The organism is Agromyces soli, assembly GCF_022811605.1.
Classification (GTDB): Bacteria; Actinomycetota; Actinomycetes; order Actinomycetales; family Microbacteriaceae; genus Agromyces; species Agromyces soli.
Genome location: NZ_CP094533.1, coordinates 3,418,608 through 3,436,480 on the forward strand (window position 1 = coordinate 3,418,608; position 17,873 = coordinate 3,436,480).

Annotated in this window: 17 protein-coding genes; 5 read left to right on the forward strand and 12 right to left on the reverse strand. The window is 73.0% G+C overall.

Annotation, left to right across the window (positions count from 1 at the left end):
* Positions 1 to 60 precede the first annotated feature (60 nt).
* Entirely contained in the window at positions 61 to 1,527 is a 1,467-nt protein-coding gene (locus MTP13_RS16430) for an RNB domain-containing ribonuclease (RefSeq protein WP_243568733.1), read from the forward strand.
* Here MTP13_RS16430 and MTP13_RS16435 read toward each other — a convergent pair.
* The 6 genes from MTP13_RS16435 to MTP13_RS16460 form a co-directional block, all read right to left on the reverse strand.
* Positions 1,493 to 3,016 carry a hypothetical protein gene (locus tag MTP13_RS16435; protein ID WP_243568734.1) on the reverse strand — a complete coding sequence of 508 codons (1,524 nt, stop codon included), beginning with the start codon at positions 3,014 to 3,016 and terminating at the stop codon, positions 1,493 to 1,495. The two genes, MTP13_RS16430 and MTP13_RS16435, sit on opposite strands and share 35 nt — an antisense overlap.
* 229 nt (positions 3,017 to 3,245) lie before the next feature.
* Positions 3,246 to 4,376 (reverse strand): flavodoxin-dependent (E)-4-hydroxy-3-methylbut-2-enyl-diphosphate synthase, encoded by a 1,131-nt coding sequence (gene ispG / locus MTP13_RS16440; RefSeq protein WP_243570871.1) that lies wholly within the window; start codon positions 4,374 to 4,376, stop codon positions 3,246 to 3,248.
* Positions 4,377 to 4,471: 95 nt separating this feature from the next.
* Complete coding sequence (locus tag MTP13_RS16445) at positions 4,472 to 5,173, reverse strand: hypothetical protein (RefSeq protein WP_243568735.1); 702 nt, start codon at positions 5,171 to 5,173, stop codon at positions 4,472 to 4,474.
* Positions 5,174 to 5,273: 100 nt separating this feature from the next.
* Positions 5,274 to 6,266 carry a YihY/virulence factor BrkB family protein gene (locus MTP13_RS16450; RefSeq protein ID WP_243568736.1) on the reverse strand — a complete coding sequence of 331 codons (993 nt, stop codon included), beginning with the start codon at positions 6,264 to 6,266 and terminating at the stop codon, positions 5,274 to 5,276.
* Between the two features lie 62 nt (positions 6,267 to 6,328).
* Positions 6,329 to 6,973 (reverse strand): CoA transferase subunit B, encoded by a 645-nt coding sequence (locus MTP13_RS16455; RefSeq protein WP_243568737.1) that lies wholly within the window; start codon positions 6,971 to 6,973, stop codon positions 6,329 to 6,331.
* Between the two features lies 1 nt (position 6,974).
* On the reverse strand, positions 6,975 to 7,748 hold the full coding sequence (locus MTP13_RS16460) for a CoA transferase subunit A (RefSeq protein WP_243568738.1): 774 nt from the start codon (positions 7,746 to 7,748) through the stop codon (positions 6,975 to 6,977).
* 132 nt (positions 7,749 to 7,880) lie between these two features.
* Here MTP13_RS16460 and MTP13_RS16465 point away from each other — a divergent pair, with 132 nt between their 5' ends.
* Positions 7,881 to 9,065 (forward strand): acetyl-CoA C-acetyltransferase, encoded by a 1,185-nt coding sequence (locus MTP13_RS16465; RefSeq protein ID WP_243568739.1) that lies wholly within the window; start codon positions 7,881 to 7,883, stop codon positions 9,063 to 9,065.
* 83 nt (positions 9,066 to 9,148) lie between these two features.
* Positions 9,149 to 10,402, forward strand: coding sequence for a low temperature requirement protein A (locus MTP13_RS16470; protein WP_243568740.1), 1,254 nt, complete (start codon positions 9,149 to 9,151; stop codon positions 10,400 to 10,402).
* A 43-nt stretch (positions 10,403 to 10,445) separates the two neighbouring features.
* Here the strand turns inward: MTP13_RS16470 and MTP13_RS16475 are convergent, their stop codons facing one another.
* The 5 genes from MTP13_RS16475 to dxr form a co-directional block, all read right to left on the reverse strand.
* Positions 10,446 to 10,748, reverse strand: coding sequence for an SHOCT domain-containing protein (locus MTP13_RS16475; RefSeq protein WP_243568741.1), 303 nt, complete (start codon positions 10,746 to 10,748; stop codon positions 10,446 to 10,448).
* 166 nt (positions 10,749 to 10,914) lie between these two features.
* Positions 10,915 to 11,622, reverse strand: a complete 708-nt coding sequence (locus tag MTP13_RS16480; protein WP_243568742.1) for a response regulator — start codon at positions 11,620 to 11,622, stop codon at positions 10,915 to 10,917.
* Positions 11,619 to 12,812 carry a sensor histidine kinase gene (locus tag MTP13_RS16485; protein WP_243568743.1) on the reverse strand — a complete coding sequence of 398 codons (1,194 nt, stop codon included), beginning with the start codon at positions 12,810 to 12,812 and terminating at the stop codon, positions 11,619 to 11,621. The genes MTP13_RS16480 and MTP13_RS16485 overlap by 4 nt, the downstream gene beginning before the upstream one ends.
* 131 nt (positions 12,813 to 12,943) lie before the next feature.
* Positions 12,944 to 14,269 carry a M50 family metallopeptidase gene (locus tag MTP13_RS16490; RefSeq protein ID WP_243568744.1) on the reverse strand — a complete coding sequence of 442 codons (1,326 nt, stop codon included), beginning with the start codon at positions 14,267 to 14,269 and terminating at the stop codon, positions 12,944 to 12,946.
* A gap of 45 nt (positions 14,270 to 14,314) precedes the next feature.
* Entirely contained in the window at positions 14,315 to 15,409 is a 1,095-nt protein-coding gene (gene dxr, locus MTP13_RS16495) for a 1-deoxy-D-xylulose-5-phosphate reductoisomerase (RefSeq protein ID WP_243568745.1), read from the reverse strand.
* A 47-nt stretch (positions 15,410 to 15,456) separates the two neighbouring features.
* Here dxr and MTP13_RS16500 point away from each other — a divergent pair, with 47 nt between their 5' ends.
* The gene (locus MTP13_RS16500) at positions 15,457 to 16,257 is read left to right on the forward strand and encodes a lysophospholipid acyltransferase family protein (RefSeq protein ID WP_424221785.1); all 801 of its coding nucleotides are present in this window, start codon (positions 15,457 to 15,459) and stop codon (positions 16,255 to 16,257) included.
* 76 nt (positions 16,258 to 16,333) lie between these two features.
* Positions 16,334 to 17,248 (forward strand): hypothetical protein, encoded by a 915-nt coding sequence (locus tag MTP13_RS16505; protein ID WP_243568746.1) that lies wholly within the window; start codon positions 16,334 to 16,336, stop codon positions 17,246 to 17,248.
* Between the two features lie 71 nt (positions 17,249 to 17,319).
* Here MTP13_RS16505 and MTP13_RS16510 read toward each other — a convergent pair whose 3' ends face one another.
* A complete protein-coding gene (locus MTP13_RS16510; RefSeq protein ID WP_243568747.1) occupies positions 17,320 to 17,802 on the reverse strand; it encodes an OsmC family protein in 483 nt (160 codons plus the stop codon).
* Positions 17,803 to 17,873 lie beyond the last annotated feature (71 nt).

Consider the following 17,873-nt stretch of genomic DNA (forward strand, 5'->3'; position numbering starts at 1 on the left):
GAGTCTAGTTGCGAGCGGCGAGCTCGCTCAGCGCGCCCGGTCGGCTCGTAGGCTGGCCCCATGCCGGCCCGACGCACGCACCTCGCCCCGTCCACCGCGCAGAGCGAGCTCGCCGAGGCCCTCGACGCGCTGCGCACGGAGCTCGAGCTGCCCGGCGAGTTCTCCCCCGAGGTGCTCGCGGAGGCCGATGCGGCGCGCCCCGCCGACCCCGTGCCCGCACGCGACCTCCGCGAGCTGGCGTTCGTCACGCTCGATCCGGCCGGGGCGCGCGATCTCGATCAGGCGTTCCTGATCGAGCCGCGGAGGCGCGGCGGATGGCTCGTCCGCTACGCGATCGCCGATGTGCCGTCGTTCGTCCGCCCGGGCGGCGCGGTCGATGCCGAAGCCCGCCGCCGCGGGCAGAGCCTGTACGCGGCCGACGGCATGATCCCGCTGCATCCGCCCGTCATCGGGGTGGACCGCGCGTCGCTCCTGCCCGGCGAGGACCGCACCGCCTACGTCTGGTCCTTCGAGCTCGACGGGCAGGGCGAGGTCCTGCGCACCGGTCTCGAGCGCGCGCTCGTCCGTTCACGGGCGCAGCTCGACTACGAGTCGGCGCAGCGCGCCGTCGACGCCGGCGAGCACGCCGGCCCGCTCGCCGAACTGCCCGCCTTCGGAGCGGCCAGGCTCGAGCAGGAACGGCTGCGCGGCGGCGCGAGCCTCGACCTGCCGGACGAGGAGGTCGTCAGGGACGAGCAGGGCGGCTACCGCATCGAGCGGCGACTGCCCCTGCCGGTGGAGACCTGGAACGCGCAGCTCTCGATCATGACGGGCATCGCGGCCGCCCGGCTCATGCTCGACGGCGGCGTCGGGGTGCTGCGGACCATGCCGCCGCCGGACGCCGAGGCGATCGCGGCGTTCCGCATCCGGACGGCGGCGCTCGGGCTGCCCTGGCCGGAGCGGCTCGCCTACGGCGAGTACTTGCGCAGCCTCGACCGCCGCGACCCGCGCACCGGACCGGTGCTGCGCGCCGCCGCCTCGCTGTTCCGCGGCGCCGGCTACGAGGTGTTCGACGGCACTCCGCCCGCCGATCCCGGGCAGGCCGCGATCGCCGCGCCGTACGCGCACGTCACGGCGCCGATCCGCCGGCTCGTCGACCGCTGGGGGCTCGTCGCGAGCCTCGCGATCGCCGAGGGCCGTCCGGTGCCGACGTGGCTCCGTGAGAGCCTGCCCGAGCTGCCGCCCCTCATGCAAGCCTCCGCCGCTCGCGCGGGCCGGCTCGAGCAGGCGACCCTCGACCGGGTCGAGGCGGCGCTCCTCGCCGACCGGGTCGGCGAGGTTTTCGAGGCGACCGTCGTCGAGGTGCGCGGCGAGGACCGCCTCGTCGTGCAACTGGACGAGCCGGCGGTCACCGCGAACTGCCGGGCACCGGCCGGCCGGCCGATGCCTGGAGCCGGCGAGCGGATGCCGATCGTGCTGGAGCACGCCGACATCCGCTCCGGCTCGGTCGGGTTCAGGCCCGGCGGCGGCGCAGCGCTGCCGTCGTGACGAGCCCGATCCCCGCGAACGCGAGCAGCGCGGCGGCGAGCAGGCCACCGGCCGGCTCGGCGCCGGTCGAGGCGAGCTCGTCGGCGGAGACCGCGGCGACCTCCACCTCCGCCGCCGGGACCGCGACGGGCGCGGCCGGCACGACGACCGGAGCGGGCACCGGCACCGGTTCGGGCTCCTCACCCTCGTTCGGGAAGATCGGCGCACCGCCGACCTTGCCGAAGGCGAAGATGAAGGTGTTCGGCGTGCCGCCGCTCGGATCGCTGCTCGTCTGGCCGAAGGAGTAGGCCTCGGCGCCGACCGCGGCGAGCGCGGCCCGCGCCTCCGCTTCGCTCGCCGCCGCCCCGTAGAAGATCACGAAGCTGAGCGAGCCGCCGGGACCGAGCGGACCGAAGGCGAAGTCGAACAGCGCTCCGTGATCGGCGGGGCCGTCATCGACGGCGTTGCCCTCGAAGCGGATCGAGCTGGGCCCGGCCAACGGGTTCGGGCTCGCGAAGCCGTCGTCGCTCGAGTACGCGAGAGCGCTCGCCGAGCCGCCGTCGATCGTGACGAACTCGCTGAACGCCGTCGGCTCGATGTCCCAGTCCATGACGCGCCGGTACTTCACGGTGGCGATGGTCTCCCCCGTCAAGTTCTCGATGGTCACGTTCACCTGGTAGAGGTTCTTCGTGGCGGTCGAGGGCACGTACTGATGGGTGACCCGGAACACGGGGCGGGCCTCCGCGTCCTGGATCACGACGACCGAGGTCGCCGTCGAGGCGGTGTGCGTGAAGGACTCGAGCACGAGGTTCGTGCCGCCCGGCCCCTCGGTGTCGAGGTTCGCCCCGCCCCAGACCCCGCTCGCCGGATCCGCGACGCCCCAGCCTTCGCAGAGGCATCCGGGCGAGGTGGCGTCGTTGTTGGTGGGCAGGTAGTCGAGCCCGGCGTCCCCTGGGCCGGCCTTCGAACCGGCGGCGTTCGAGGTGTTGAGCTCGCCCGTCGGGTTCACGGCGAGCAGGATCGTGCCGTTGTCGATGCAGACGGCCGGATAGCAGGGGTCGCCCGGCGCGGGGGCGGCGAGCGGTGCTGCGGCGGCCTTCGTTCCCGTCGCCGCCGGCGTGCTCGCGCCCGGGAACAGCGTCACGGTCGGCTCCGCCACAGGATCGGCGAGGGACTCCTCGGCGGTGGTGCCCGGCTCGGCGACGACGACCGCGGGCGGCGCGGGCGCCGGTTCGGGCGCTGCGGCGGGCTCGTATTCCGGTGCGGGAGCGGTCTCGGCTGGGGGTTCCGGCTCGGCTGCGGGTGCGGGATCGGCGGGCGCGGGGGCGGGGTCGGGCGCCGGCTCGGCGGGCGCCGGATCGGCGGGGGCCGTGACGGCCGCGGGGTCGGCCGGTGCCGGCTCCTCGGCCTGCGCCGCGAGCGGCGCGATCAGGAGGCTCAGCGCGGCGAGCGCGGCACCGGCACCGAGGCCGACGCCGAGCCGCGCGCGAGCGCGCGTTCGGATGGACATGGGTATCGCTCCATTCGTGCAGCCGCCCGGGCGGGCGGCAATCGGGTTCGGCGATTCCCGGAACGGGGCGGAGGCGGTACCGGCGCGGCGTCCCGGTTCACGCCATCACGGTACTAATCTGTGAGGTTTTCTCAGATCAGGGAGTGCCCCGATTCTCCACCCCTGGCGCACACGGAGCGACCCCCAGCTCGGGGCACCCGAGTGGGGGTCGTTCGACGCGGAGCGCGGATCAGACGGTGACGACCGTCGGGGCGCCCGTCGGGGCATCCCCGCCCATCTCCTCGGCGATGCGCTGCGCCTCGGCGATGAGGGTCTGCACGATCTCCGCCTCGGGCACCGTCTTGATCACCTCGCCCTTGACGAAGATCTGGCCCTTGCCGTTGCCGCTCGCGACGCCGAGGTCGGCCTCCCGAGCCTCGCCGGGGCCGTTCACGACGCAGCCCATCACGGCGACGCGAAGGGGGACGGTGACGTCCTTGAGCCCCTCGGTGACATCGTTCGCGAGGGTGTAGACGTCGACCTGCGCCCGCCCGCACGACGGGCAGGAGACGATCTCCAGCTTGCGCTCGCGGAGGTTCAGCGACTGCAGAATCTGCAGGCCCACCTTGACCTCCTCGACCGGCGGGGCCGAGAGGGAGACGCGGATGGTGTCGCCGATGCCCTCGCCGAGGAGGATGCCGAAGGCCGTCGCGCTCTTGATGGTGCCCTGGAACGCCGGCCCCGCCTCGGTCACGCCGAGGTGCAGCGGCCAGTCGCCGCGCTCGGCGAGCAGCCGGTACGCCTTCACCATGACGATGGGGTCGTTGTGCTTCACGGAGATCTTGAAGTCGTGGAAGTCGTGCTCCTCGAAGAGCGAGGCCTCCCACACCGCCGACTCGACGAGCGCCTCGGGCGTCGCCTTGCCGTACTTCTCGAGCAGCCGCGGGTCGAGCGACCCCGCGTTCACGCCGATGCGGAGCGAGACGCCGGCGGCTTTCGCCGCGGCCGCGATCTCGCCGACCCGGTCGTCGAACTTGCGGATGTTGCCGGGGTTCACCCGCACCGCGGCGCAGCCGGCGTCGATCGCGGCGAACACGTAGTTCGGCTGGAAGTGGATGTCCGCGATCACGGGGATCTGGCTCTTCTTCGCGATGATCGGCAGCGCCTCGGCGTCGTCGCGGCTCGGCACCGCGACGCGCACGATGTCGCAGCCGGAGGCGGTGAGCTCGGCGATCTGCTGCAGCGTCGCGTTGATGTTCGTGGTGGGCGTCGTAGTCATCGACTGCACGCTCACCGGGGCGTTGCCGCCGACGAGCACCTTGCCCACCTTGATCTGGCGGGACTTGCGTCGCGCGGCCAGGACTTCGGGGACCTTCGGCATTCCGAGATTCACTGCAGGCACGTCTTGCAGTCTAGTTCCGCCCGGCTGGGTCGCGGCCGAGCGCAGCGAACTCCCGAGGCGTCACGGTCGTCGCGCTAGGCGCAGCCCTCCGCCTCCATCTCGGGGGCGCCGATCCAGCGCACGGTGCCGTCCTCCTCGTCCTCCGTCGCGACGACGTTCACGCGATCCGCTCGATCGTCGGGCACCTCGATCGTCTCCGCCTCGATCGAGGTGCCGACGCAGACCCAGAGCTCCGGGTCGAACGACGGCCGCTCGGCGAGCGCCGACCAGGCTTCGCCCGCCTGCGAACCGTCGTGCGCGCGGAGCGCGATCCCCTCGGCGGCCGGGCCGTCGAAGTAGACCGCGAAGCGGGGCCAGACGAGCCAGTCGTAGCCGTCGCGCTGCCGGCGTTCCTCGTCGTAGAACCGCTCGTCCAGGACGAAGTCGCCCCACGCGTGGAAGATGCCGTCCGGCCGGTGATTGCCGCCGTCGTACTCCTCGTCGACCGGCGGCCGGCCGAAGAGCTCGGTGAGCGTCGCCACCGCGGCCGCCGGCTCCGACATGTAGTCGAGCGTCTCGACGACCTCCTCGCCCGCGCGGAGTTCGAGCACGGTCGGCCGCACGACGAGCGCGTCGACGGAGGCGAGCGGGTCCGCGCTCGGCGTCGGCGTCGGTGTCTCGACCGGCGTCGCCGGAGGGCTCGGGGCACGAGTGGGCGCCGGCTCCGCCGCGCACCCCGTCAGCACGAGCGCCGCCGCGACGACGACCCCGATGATCCCCACGCGCGTCCGGCGCATCCCCCACCATGCCTCTCCGGGCATCCCCCGCCCGTCGATCACATTCTGCTGGACGCATTCATTCCTGGACAGCGACCGGAGAGCACGATCCGGTAACGGCTCACGGAGCGTCTCGTCGCAGCCGCCGCGCCCGTTCCCGCTCGGCGGCGATCCGCTCGGCGTTGCGCGCGATCCGACTCGTGTCGCGCGGCTCCAGGAGGATGCGATCCTCGGCGTGAGCGCCAGCCTGCAGTTCCCGTGCGCGCTCGAGCTCGGCATCGAACGCGGCACCGATCAACAGACCGCCGTTCACCAGCCACAGCCACACCAGGAAGACCACGGCTCCGGCAAGCGAACCGTAGACCCGGTCGTAGTCGGCGAACGCCGTGAGGTACCAGGCGAAGGCCGCCGAGGCCCCCGCGACCACCACGATCGCCACGACGGCGCCGACGCTCAGCCAGCGGAACCTCGGCTGCCGAATGTTCGGCGTCGCCCGGTACAGCAGCGCGATCAGGCAGACGAGCACCGCGAACATGAGGGGCCAGCGCACGATCGCCCAGGTGAGCTGGACCGCTTCGCCCGCGCCGAGCTGCTCGGCGACCGCCGTGGCGATCCCGCCGCCGAGCAGGAGCAGCAGCACGATGACGGAGACGAGGGCCAGGAACCCCGCCGTGACGAGCAGTTGCACCCCGCGCAGCTTCCAGATCGGCCGCCCCTCCTCGACGCCGTAGACGTCGTTCATGGCCCGACCGAAGGCCGTGACGTACGCGGAGGCGGTCCAGAGCGCGACGACCGCGCCGGTGACCACGCCGAGCGTCGCCGCCGGCGAGACCGCGAACTCGCCGAGCCGTTCCCTGAGGAAGGCGACCGTCTCGCGCGGCAGCACATCGCCCGCCAGATCGATCGCCGCGCCGAGCGCGCGTCCCTCCTGGCCGGCGAGCGCGAGGATCGACGCGGTCACGAGCACCGCGGGGAAGAGCGCGAGCACGCTGAAGAAGGCGAGCGCGGCGGCGCGGTCGATGCCGTTGCCCTCGAAGAAGGTGCGGGCCGTGCGGCGGGCGGCGACCCACCACGCGGCGCGGCTCAGCTGTACGGGCGATGCTGGGCGTTCCACCCTGCGATTCTGGCGGAACCCGGCGGGATGCCGCAGCCCCTTCCGTCGGCACCGGATCCGCGCTAGTGCGCGACGGCGCTGACGTCGAGCGGCGGCTCCGTCGCGGCGACGACCTCCTCGGCAGTGACCCCCGGCGCGAGCTCCACGAGCCGCAGCCCATCGGGCGTGACGTCGATCACAGCGAGGTCGCTGATGATCCGATCGACGACGCCGCGCCCGGTGAGCGGCAGCGAGCATTCGCGCACGATCTTCGGCGAGCCGTCCTTCGCGACGTGCTCCATGAGCACGATCCGGCGACGGGCGCCGTGCACGAGATCCATCGCGCCGCCAGGCCCCTTCACCATCTTGCCGGGGATCATCCAGTTCGCGAGGTCGCCCGTCGCGGACACCTGCATCGCGCCGAGGATCGCGGCGTCGACCTTGCCGCCGCGGATCATGCCGAAGCTCGTCGCCGAGTCGAAGAACGCGGCGCCGGGCAGCACCGTCACCGTCTCCTTGCCCGCGTTGATGAGGTCCGGGTCGACCTCGTCCTCGCGCGGGTACGGGCCGACGCCGAGGATCCCGTTCTCGGACTGCAGGACCACGGTGACCCCGTCGGGCACGTAGTTCGGCACCAGGGTCGGCAGCCCGATGCCGAGGTTCACGTACGAGCCGTCGGCGAGCTCCCGCGCGGCCCTGGCCGCCATCTCCAGCCTGCTGAGCGCCATCTCAGTGCTCCTCTCGCACGGTGCGCCGTTCGATGCGCTTCTCGACGTCGGGGCCCACCTCGACGACGCGGTCCACGAAGATCCCCGGCAGGTGCACCGCGTCCGGGTCGATCTCGCCGGGCTCGACGAGCTCCTCGACCTCGGCGATGCAGATCCGCCCGGCCATCGCGGCGAGCGGCGAGAAGTTGCGCGCCGACTTGTCGAACACGAGGTTGCCGTGCCGGTCGCCCCGCTTCGCGTGCACGAGCGCGAAGTCCGTGGTGATGGCCTCCTCGAGCACGAAATCGCGCAGCTCGCCGCGGACGTCGAAGCGTTGCACCGGCTTCGGGGCGGAGGCCACGGCGATCCCCCCGTCCGCGGAGTACCGCTGCGGCAGCCCGCCCTCGGCGACCTGCGTGCCGACGCCAGTCTGCGTGAAGAAGGCGGCGATGCCGGCTCCCCCGGCGCGGAGCTTCTCGGCCAGCGTGCCCTGGGGGGTGAGCTCGAGCTCCAGCTCCCCCGAGAGGTACTGCCGCTCGAACTCCTTGTTCTCGCCCACGTACGAGGACGTCATCTTGCGGATGCGCCCGGCGGCGAGCAGCACGCCGAGCCCCCAGTCGTCGACGCCGCAGTTGTTCGACACCACGGCGAGCTCACGCGACCCGCGTGCGAGCAGGGCGTCGATGAGCACCATCGGGATGCCGCAGAGGCCGAAGCCGCCCACGGCCAGCGAAGCGCCGTCGGGGATGTCGGCGACCGCCGCCGCGGCATCGGGCACGGTCTTGTCGAGCGTCATGTCGCGACCTCCTCGTCACGTCGACCGCCGGAAATCGGGCCGTCCGCCGCGATTCCGGTGAATCACCGTTAACTGAACCGTAGAATGGTGAGGTCGCGCAAGCCCGCGCCCCGACGAAGGAGTCCACCCACCATGAGCACCGAAGACGTCGTCATCATCGCCGGCGCCCGCACCCCGTTCGCCCGCATCAACGGCAACCTCGCGAGCCGCAGCGCCGTCGAGCTCGGCACGGTCGCGATCCGCGGCGCGCTCGAGCGCGCGGGGGTCGCCCCCGACGACGTCGACGCCGTCATCATGGGCCAGGTCCTGCAGGCCGGCGCCGGGCAGAATCCCGCCCGGCAGTCCGCCGTCGCCGCGGGCATCCCGTGGAGCGTGCCGGCGACGACGCTGAACAAGGTGTGCCTCTCCGGCCTCGTCGCGATCACCGACGCGGCTCGCCTCATCCGACTGGGCGAGGCGAGCGTGGTGGTCGCCGGCGGCCAGGAGTCCATGACGAAGGCGCCGCACCTGCTCCCAGGCTCGCGTGCCGGGCACACGTACGGCAGCATCGAGCTCCTCGACCACGCCGCGCACGACGGACTCACCGACGCCTTCGACCGCGAGTCGATGGGTGCCTCCACCGAGCGGATCAACGGCCGCTACGGCATCGGCCGCCCCGAGCAGGACGAGATCGCCGCCGCCTCGCACGTGCGGGCGGGCCGCGCCCAGGCCGAGGGCGTGTTCGACGACGAGATCGTGTCCGTCGAGATCCCGCAGCGCAAGGGCGAGCCGGTCACCGTCTCCGCCGACGAGGGCGTACGACCGGATTCCTCCGTCGAGGTGCTCGCGAAGCTGCGCCCCGCCTTCGCCGCCGAGGGCACGATCACCGCCGGCAACTCCTCGCCGCTGTCGGACGGCGCGGCGGCGGTCGTCGTCGCGAGCCGCAGCTGGGCCGAAGAGCGCGGCCTCGGCTGGCTCGCCGTGATCGGCGCCGCCGGGCAGGTCGCCGGCCCCGACAACTCGCTGCACTCCCAGCCGTCGAACGCCATCCAGGCGGCGCTCGCACGCGCGGGGTGGACGGCCGGCGAGCTCGACCTCGTCGAGATCAACGAGGCCTTCGCCGCCGTCTCCCTGCAGTCCGCCCGCGACCTCGAGCTCGACCACGAGCGGGTGAACGTGCACGGTGGCGCCATCGCCCTCGGCCACCCGATCGGCGCCTCCGGCGCGAGGCTCGCACTGCACGCCGCGCTCGAGCTCTCGCGCCGTGGCGGTGGGCGGGCCGCGGTCGCCCTCTGCGGCGGCGGCGGTCAGGGCGAGGCGCTGCTGCTCTCCCGCTGACCCTCCGAGCACCCTGACAGCCCCCGGATCGCCGCCGATCCGGGGGCTGTCGCCGTTCCCGCCCACCGTGCGACGATGTGCGCATGACCTCGACCGCCCACCAGCCGCTCGACCACCGGTTGCGCCGGATGGTCGGCCGCGACCCCGAGGAGCAGCACCGGGCGGCGACGCCGCTCGAGCTGCTCTACGACCTGACCCTCGTCGTCGCGTTCAGCCAGGCCGGCACCCAGGCGGCGCACCTGCTCGGCATCGGCAGCTTCGGCCCGGCCCTGCTGGCCTTCGGCCTCGCCGTCTTCGCGATCTGCTGGGCGTGGATCAACTACTCCTGGCTCGCCAGCGCGTTCGACAACGACGACGTGTTCGTCCGCATCGCCACGATGGTGCAGATGCTCGGCGTGCTGGTCCTCGCGCTCGGCCTGCCGCCGTTCTTCCATTCCATCGAGGAGGGTGCGCACGTCGAGAACGGGATCATGATCGCGGGCTACGTCGTGATGCGGGTCTCGACGATCGCGCTCTGGCTGCGCGTCGCCCGGCACGACCCGCGCTATCGGCGCACGGCGCTCCGCTACGCCGGGCTCCTCGGCATTGTGCAGATCGCCTGGATCGTGCAGATCCTCGTGTACCCGCCGTTCGCCGTGGCGATTTGGCTCATGGTGCTCTTCGGCGTGGCGGAGATGCTCGTGCCGCTGCTGGCCGAGCGCCGCGGCGGCAGCACGCCGTGGCATCCGCACCACATCGCCGAGCGCTACTCGCTCCTCGTCATCATCACCCTCGGTGAGATCGTGCTCGGCACGATCCTCGCGATCTCGGCCGTCGTCGAGGAGCAGGGGTGGTCGGCCGACGCCGTGATCGTCGCGTTCGGCGGAGTCCTGCTCGCCTTCGGACTCTGGTGGAGCTACTTCACCATGCCGTCGGGCACGCTGCTCGCCGTGTTCCCGCGGCGCTCCTTCGTCTGGGGCTACGGGCACATGCTCGTGTTCGGCGCGCTCGCGGCGACCGGCGCGGGCCTCCACGTCGCCGCGAACGCGATCGCCGACGAGGTCGCCATCTCCGAGTTGGCCGCGCTCGCGACCGTCGTGATCCCGGTCGCGGTGTTCTTGACGATGCTGTTCGCCCTGTACTCGTTCCTGCTCGGTCGTTTCGACCCGTTCCACATCGGCCTGTACCTCGGCAGCCTCGCGATGCTCGCGCTCGCCGCCGTCGCCGTCGCCGCGGGGGCGAGCCTGCCCGTCGGCATCCTGATCGCGGCGCTCGCGCCCCTCGTCGTCGTGGTCGGCTACGAGACCGTCGGCCACCGCCACCAGCGCCTCGCGCTCGAGGAGATCCTCGAGCGCTGAGGCGGAGCGGATGGCGGGCGCCCGCGGCGCCCGCCATCCGGGTTCAGCCGTTCGGCCGGTTCGCGCGGAGCACCTCGAGCCGAGCGCGGTACTCCTGCTCGTCGATGTCGCCCTTCGCGAAACGCTCCGCCAGGGTCTGCTCGGCGCTCGCGCCGCGGGCCCACGGTGGCCCGTAGCCGCCGCCCTGCGCCCAGGCCGCACGACGCCAGCGACGGCCGAGCAGTCCGAACAGGAGCACGAAGACGAGGATCCAGAACAGCGGGATGAGGAAGAACACCCAGCCGAATCCGGCGGCCCAGGGGCCGGCGTGCGCGGCCACGGCCGCTGCGAGGGTGGTGGTGAGCATGGTGTGGGTCCTTTGCGATCCGGTCGACCCCGAGTGGGCCGCTCCGATTCGAGCCTCCCCGTCGGCGGCGTCCCGCGAATCCGCCGGTGGGAGACACCTCGACTGCTCCCCCGGGAGCAGGCCCCTCCGGCCGGACGCGTGGCGGCCGGCGAAGATCGGCGACCGATCAGCCGGCCGGGTCCTGCCAGCCCGGCGCGACGAGCCCGGTCTCGTAGGCGAGCACCACGAGATGCACCCGGTCGCGGGCGTGGACCTTGGACATGATCCGAGAGACGTGCGTCTTCGCGGTCAGCGGGCTGAGCACGAGCCGGGCCGCGATCTCCTCGTTCGAGAGGCCCAGGCCGACCAGGCGAAGCACCTCGCGCTCCCGCTCGGTGAGCACGTCGAGCTCCGCTCTGCGCGGGGACTCGCGGAGGCCCGTGGAGAGCCGTTCCAGCAGCCGCCGCGTCACGCCCGGCGAGAGCAGCCCCTCGCCCGCGGCGACGACGCGCACGGCGCGGATGAGGTCGACCGGCTCGGTGTCCTTCACGAGGAAGCCGCTCGCCCCGGCCCGCACCGCCCGCGCCACGTACTCGTCGAGCTCGAAGGTGGTGACGATGACGACCCGCACCCCGGCGAGCGCGGGATCGGCGGCGATCTGCTCCGTCGCCCAGAGGCCGTCGCCGTCCGGCATCCGGATGTCCATCAGCACGACGTCGACCGCGTGTTCCCCGAGCCGGGCGAGGAGCTCCCGGCCGCCGGCCGCCTCGGCGACGACCTCGACGTCGGGCTCGGCGTCGAGGAGTGCGCGGAAGCCGGCGCGCACGAGCAGCTGGTCGTCGGCGAGGGCGACGCGGATCGTCCGGGGTGCGGTGGCGGCGGTCGACTCGTTCATCGCGGCGCACCCCACGGCAGTCTGGCGGTGACCCGGGTGCCGCCGTGCGGCGCCGCCGTGAAGTCGACGGTGCCGCCGAGCAACGCGGCGCGCTCACGCATGCCGAGGAGGCCGCGGCCGGCCTCCAGCCCGTCGCCGAGCGCGATCGCGCCGGTCGTCGCCTCGGCGGCGTTGGCGGAGAGCCCGACGCCGTCGTCGTCGACCGTGAGCACGAAGACCTCGCCGTCGCGCTCGAGGCGCAGCTCGACGCGGCTCGCCTCGGCGTGCCGGGCGACGTTCGTCAGCGCCTCCTGGGCGATGCGGTAGGCGGCGAACTGCGTCGGTCGGGCCGGCACCTCGCCGCCCAGCCGGTCGTCCAGGCTGGTGGTGAGCCCGGGCACCGCGAACTCCGAGACGAGCCGGGGCAGCTGCGCGAGCTCGGCCTGAGGCGCGAGCGGCGCTTCGCCCTCGCGGAGCACGCCGAGCACGCTGCGCACCTCCTCGAGCGCGGTCTTGGAGGCGCCCTTGATACTCGCGAGCGCGGTCCGCGCCTGCTCGGGGTCGCGGTCCATGAGGTGCAGTCCGACGCTCGCCTGCACGTTGATCTGCGAGAGCGCGTGGCCGAGGACATCGTGCAGCTCCCGGGCGATCCGCACGCGCTCGCGTTCCTCCGCGGTGCGTCGTCGCCGGGCCACCGCCTCCCGGAAGGCGCTCGCCCGTTCCCGTCGGCGGCGCGCGAACCAGCCGATCGCGAAGCAGAGCCCGAGCCCCGCGGTGGTCGCGGCGACCCGGAACGGCGACCAGGCGTGCCCCGTCACCGGCCCGAGCGCGACGGCGACGACCCAAGCCACGCCGACCGCGCTCGCGGCCCAGACCGCGGCGCCGCGCACGATCGCCAGCACGATCGCGAACGCGAGCGCGAGGGACGGGGGCCCGACGTCGGGACCGGTGAGCACCGCGGCGAGCGCGAGCAGGGCGACGACCACGACGGTCGGCCCGGGCCAGCGCCGCGAGGCGAGGAGGGCCAGGCCGCCGGCCGCGGCGAGGCCGATCTGCAGCGCGGCGAGCGCCGGGGGCGCGGCCGTCCAGACGGCGATGCCGATCGCCGCCGGCACCTGCACGAGCAGGCTGAGCACGACGGGCAGGAGCAGCACGACGGCGGGCGGAGGGCCCTGCCGCGCAGCCTGGTCGTCCCACGGAGGCACGGGCATGTCCCGATCGTAGCCCCGCGCCATCCCGTCCGGATCCGCCCACGGGAGGCGGCTCCCGTACTCCCGCCGGCGTAGCCGTCGAGACGCCCGGGCCATCCCGGTGCGCGCTGGTCCCCTGCGGTGCCGCCGGCTCAGAGCAGCGTCACCGGCTTGACCAGGTCGGCGTAGATCAGCAGCGCGCTCATCGCGCCGACGACGACCACGACCCCGAGGGTGAGCGGCATGAGCTTCGCGAGGTCGACGGGGCCCGGGTCGGGCCGGCGGAAGAGCTTCGCGAAGCCGCGACGGATCGCCTCCCACAGCGCTCCCGCGATGTGGCCGCCGTCGAGCGGGAGGAGCGGGATGAGGTTGAAGACGAACAGGGCAACGTTCAGCGATCCGAGGATGCCGATCATGCCGGCCGCCTTGTCGACGAGCGGGATCGTGTCGATCGTCGCGATCTCGCCGGCGACTCGGCCGACCCCGACGACCGAGATCGGCCCGTTGGGGTCGCGCTCCCCCGGCCCGAACGCCGCGTTCGCCACGTCGATCATGCGCTGCGGCAGGTTCACGATGATGCCGGCGACGCCGGAGATCTGCTGGCCGACCGCCTCGAGGGTCGTGCCGGGCGACTGGGCGACCCGGTGGTTCGCGGCGCCGATGCCGACGAAGCCCGCGGAGATCGTCTCGGGCTGCCCGTTCGCCCCGGTGACGACCTCGCCCCGCTCGTCGAGCGCGTAGCGCTCGCTCAGCATGGGGGTGACGGTGAGTTCGCGCTCGGCGCCGTCGCGCTCGACGACGAAGGTCATCGCCTCGTTCGGGTGCTCCCGGATGAGCGCCGTCGACTGGGCCCAGCTGGTGATCGGGGTGCCGTCGATCGAGACGAGCCGGTCGCCGGGCTTCAGCCCCGCCTCGGCGCCGGGCGCCTGCGGGTCGCCGCTCTCGCACGTCTGCCGCTCGCTCGTCGCGGGGAGCGCGCAGGCGTTCACGCTGCCGATGGTCGTCGAGGGCTCCGGCATCCCGAGCCCCATGAAGAGGATGCCGAAGAAGAGCACCGCGAGCAGCAGGTTCATGAACGGCCCGCCGAACATGACGATGATGCGCTTCCACACCGGCAGCCGGTAGAAGGCGCGGTCCTCGTCGCCCGGCGTGATCGACTCCGCGCTGGAGTCGCGGGCGTCCTGCACGAGGCCGCGGAAGAACCCGGTGGAGTCCGCCCTCGTCTGCCCGCTCTTGCCGGGCGGGAACATGCCGATCATCGAGATGTAGCCGCCGAGCGGGATCGCCTTCACGCCGTACTCGGTCTCGCCCTTGCGCCGGGAGAAGATGGTCGGCCCGAAGCCGATCATGTACTGCGTCACCTTGACCTTGAAGAGCTTCGCCGGCACGAGGTGCCCGATCTCGTGCAGGCCGATCGACAGGCCGAGGCCGATCACGATGATGACGACGCCGATGACGAAGGCGAGCACGGATTCCACGGGGTGAAGCGTACTGCGATCCGCTCGGAGGCCGCTGGGCGGCGGCTATCGATCCGCTGAGCGGCGTGCGATCCTCGCGTCGGCCGAGCGGCGGGCGGATGCCTCGGCCGCGGCGAGCGACTCGAGGGTCAGCGTGCCGGCGGCCTCGTGCTGCTCGACGACCTCGCGCACGGTGTCGACGATGTCGAGGAGGCCGATGCGGCCGGCGTGGAACGCCGCGACCGCCTGCTCGTTGGCCGCGTTGTACACGGCCGGGTACTCGCCCCCGGCCCGGCCCACCTGCTTCGCGAGGCGCACGGCGGGGAACGCCGCGTCGTCGAGCGGTTCGAAGGTCCAGCTCTGCGCCTGCGTCCAGTCGAGCGGCCGGCCGACGGACCCCACCCGATTCGGCCAGTCGAGGCCGAGGGAGATCGGCAGCCGCATGTCGGGCGGCGAGGCCTGCGCGATCGTCGAGCCGTCGATGAACTCGACCATCGAGTGCACGATGGACTGCGGATGCACCACGACGTCGATCCGCTCGTAGTCGACGTCGAAGAGCAGGTGCGCCTCGATCACCTCGAGACCCTTGTTCACGAGGGTCGCGGAGTTCGTCGTGACGACGAGCCCCATGTCCCAGGTCGGGTGAGCGAGCGCCTCGGCGGGCGTGACCGCCTCGAGCTCGTCGCGGCTCCGGCCGCGGAACGGTCCGCCGGACGCGGTGAGCACGAGCCGGCGCACCTCGTCGTCGGTGCCGGAGCGCAGCGCCTGCGCGATGGCGGAGTGCTCGGAGTCGACCGGCACGATCTGGCCGGGAGCTGCGAGCCCGGTCACGAGATCGCCGCCCACGATGAGGGACTCCTTGTTCGCGAGCGCGAGCGTCGCGCCGCGCCGGAGCGTCGCGAGCGTCGGGCCCAGGCCGACCGAGCCGGTGATGCCGTTCAGCACGACGTCGGCGTCGACGTCGCGCACGAGCTGCTCGGCCTCCTCGATGCCGACCGCGGTGTGCTCGACCCCGAACTCCGCGGCCTGCCGTTCGAGGGTCGCCCGATCGGAGCCGACCGCGAGGCCGACGACCTCGAAGCGGCGGGGATTGGCGCGGATGACGTCGAGCGCCTGGGTGCCGATGGAACCGGATGAGCCGAGGATGATCACGCTGCGCACGCCTCCACCCTAGGGCCGACGACGCCTCGCCGCCCGGGTTCGGGGGTATGCCGACAGCCGCATACGGATGGCCCTACGCTCGTCTGGTGAGCGAGATCGAGGCCGAAGCCGTCCCTGCTGCGCCGAAGCGCCCCGGGCCCCTGTACACGATCGTGCGAGGCATCCTCCGTCCCCTGGTGGCGATCGTCTACCGGCCGAAGATCACGGGCCGCGAGCACGTGCCCCGACGCGGGCCGGTCATCCTGGCCTCGAACCATCTCTCGTTCATCGACAGCATCGTGATCCCGCTCGCCGCGCCCCGGCCCGTGCAGTTCCTCGCGAAGTCGCACTACTTCACCGGGAAGGGCCTGAAGGGGTGGGTCTCGCGCACCTTCTTCGGCTCGATCGGGGCCGTCAGCGTCGAGCGCGGCGCCGGCTCGCAGGCGCAGGAGGCCCTCGATCTCGGCCGTCGCATCCTCGAGGGCGGCAACGCCTTCGCGCTCTACCCGGAGGGCACCCGCTCCCTCGACGGCCGCCTCTACAAGGGCCGCACGGGCGTCGCGTGGCTCGCGCTCACCACGGGCGCGACCGTCGTGCCGGTCGGGCTCGTCGGCACGCAGGAGATCCAGCCGGTGGGTGCCAGATTCCCTCGCATCCGGCCGGTGCAGGTGCGCTTCGGCGAGCCGCTCGACCTCTCCGTGCACGGCAGTGCCGAGTCCGGCAAGGCCCGGCGGGCGGCGACCGACGAGATCATGGCCGCGATCCACGCCCTGAGCGGCCAGGAGCTCGCCGGCCGCTACAACGAGACGCCCCCGCAGAGCGCGATCGCCCGCATCGCCGACCGGGTCGTCCCGCGCGAACGGGTCTGAGCCGCGAGCGGTCCCGCCTCGCGACGTGCCGCCGCTTCTCAGCCGCTTGGCACCGGTACCCGCTAGCGTCGAGCGGGTGACCAGGCTCCGACCGATCTCCGCCCTCGCCGCGCTCGCCGCCGGCGTCGTCGTGCTGCTCGCCGCCTGCGCGCCGACGGTCGACCCGGCGGCGACCGTCCGCGCGAACCCCGAGCAGATCGACGAGGTCGACACCTCCGGCTTCGATCCCGGCCTGATCGTCAGCGACGACAGCTTCTTCGACTCGGCCGCGCTCGACGAGGAGCAGATCCAGGACTTCCTCGAAGCGCTGCCCTGCCGTCCCGACGCCGGGGTCACCTGCCTGGCCGACTACCGGCAGACGACCGTGACGCAGCCGGCCGCAGGTCCCGGACACTGCGCCGAGTACCGCGGCGCGGTGAAGGAGCGCGCGAGCCGCATCATCGCGAAGACCGCGGTCGCCTGCGGGGTGAGTCCGAAGACGCTGCTCGTGCTGCTGCAGAAGGAGCAGTCGCTGCTCACCCGGCCGAGCGAGCACGGCTACCTGCGGGCGACGGGCTACGCCTGCCCGGACACGGCCGACTGCGACGTGAAGTACTTCGGCTTCTTCAACCAGGTGTACAACGCGGCGTGGCAGTTCCGGCAGTACACCCAGCAGCCGGACCGGCAGTACCGGATCGGGGCGGTGCCCGTCTCCTACAACCCCGACGCCGCGTGCGGCGGCAGCACCGTGCTCATCCAGAACCAGGCGACCGCGAACCTCTACAACTACACGCCCTACCAGCCCAACGAGGCCGCCCTCGTCTCGGCCGACGCGGGCGGCGACGGCTGCTCGGCCTGGGGCAACCTGAACTTCTGGCTGCTGTGGAACCGGTGGTTCGGCGACCCCACGAGCGAGCGCTACCCGGGCTTCCTGCCGCCGTGCAGCCGACTCGTCGACGGACAGGTCTGCCCGACCCCCGGCATCCCGACCGCGCCGCCGCGCGAGGACTGACCGCGGCTCGTCGCGGTCGGCCGGCGGCGCCGTGCGCTGACGGCCGCTGCGGCTCGGTCGGCCGCGGCGGCTCAGTCGGCCGCTGCCACCTCGACGCTCGGCTCATGGCCGACCGGGAAGGCGACGGATGCCGAGATGAAGCACTTCTCCGCAGCCTCGGCGTGCAGCCGCTGGGCGAGCTCGACCATGGCGGGATCGGCGACGGTCACCCGCGGCCGCAGCGTCGCGGCGACGAACGCCCCACCGCCTCGACCGTCCTCGCTCATGGTGCCCGACGCGGCGTCCTCGTAGCCCAGCACGACGACGCCGTGGTTCGTCGCCACGTGCAGGTACGAGAGCATGTGGCACTGACTGAGGGCGGCGAGCAGGAGCTCCTCGGGGTTCCAGCGCTCGCGGTCGCCGTGGAAGGTGCGATCGGCGGAACCGGCGAGCTCGTGCTCCTTGCCCGCCCCGCGGACGACATGGCGGCGCGAGTAGGCGCGGTAGCCGCTCGTGCCGGTGCCCAGATTGCCGGTCCACTCGACCGCGACCTCGTAGTGGTGTTCGCCCAGCATCCCGACTCCGTCCGACCGCGTCTCGACCGGGCGCGCGACCGCCGCCCGGTCCGGCGGCCGAATCGACCGCC

Coding starts and splice junctions, on each gene's coding strand:
- MTP13_RS16480 (WP_243568742.1), bottom strand. CDS start 11,622: ATGAACGAGTCGACCGCCGCCACCGCACCCCGGACGATCCGCGTCGCC.
- MTP13_RS16445 (WP_243568735.1), bottom strand. CDS start 5,173: ATGCGCCGGACGCGCGTGGGGATCATCGGGGTCGTCGTCGCGGCGGCG.
- MTP13_RS16475 (WP_243568741.1), bottom strand. CDS start 10,748: ATGCTCACCACCACCCTCGCAGCGGCCGTGGCCGCGCACGCCGGCCCC.
- MTP13_RS16485 (WP_243568743.1), bottom strand. CDS start 12,812: ATGCCCGTGCCTCCGTGGGACGACCAGGCTGCGCGGCAGGGCCCTCCG.
- MTP13_RS16510 (WP_243568747.1), bottom strand. CDS start 17,802: ATGCTGGGCGAACACCACTACGAGGTCGCGGTCGAGTGGACCGGCAAT.
- MTP13_RS16435 (WP_243568734.1), bottom strand. CDS start 3,016: ATGTCCATCCGAACGCGCGCTCGCGCGCGGCTCGGCGTCGGCCTCGGT.
- MTP13_RS16465 (WP_243568739.1), top strand. CDS start 7,881: ATGAGCACCGAAGACGTCGTCATCATCGCCGGCGCCCGCACCCCGTTC.
- MTP13_RS16470 (WP_243568740.1), top strand. CDS start 9,149: ATGACCTCGACCGCCCACCAGCCGCTCGACCACCGGTTGCGCCGGATG.
- MTP13_RS16460 (WP_243568738.1), bottom strand. CDS start 7,748: ATGACGCTCGACAAGACCGTGCCCGATGCCGCGGCGGCGGTCGCCGAC.
- ispG (WP_243570871.1), bottom strand. CDS start 4,376: ATGCCGAAGGTCCCCGAAGTCCTGGCCGCGCGACGCAAGTCCCGCCAG.
- MTP13_RS16500 (WP_424221785.1), top strand. CDS start 15,457: ATGCCGACAGCCGCATACGGATGGCCCTACGCTCGTCTGGTGAGCGAG.
- MTP13_RS16430 (WP_243568733.1), top strand. CDS start 61: ATGCCGGCCCGACGCACGCACCTCGCCCCGTCCACCGCGCAGAGCGAG.
- MTP13_RS16455 (WP_243568737.1), bottom strand. CDS start 6,973: ATGGCGCTCAGCAGGCTGGAGATGGCGGCCAGGGCCGCGCGGGAGCTC.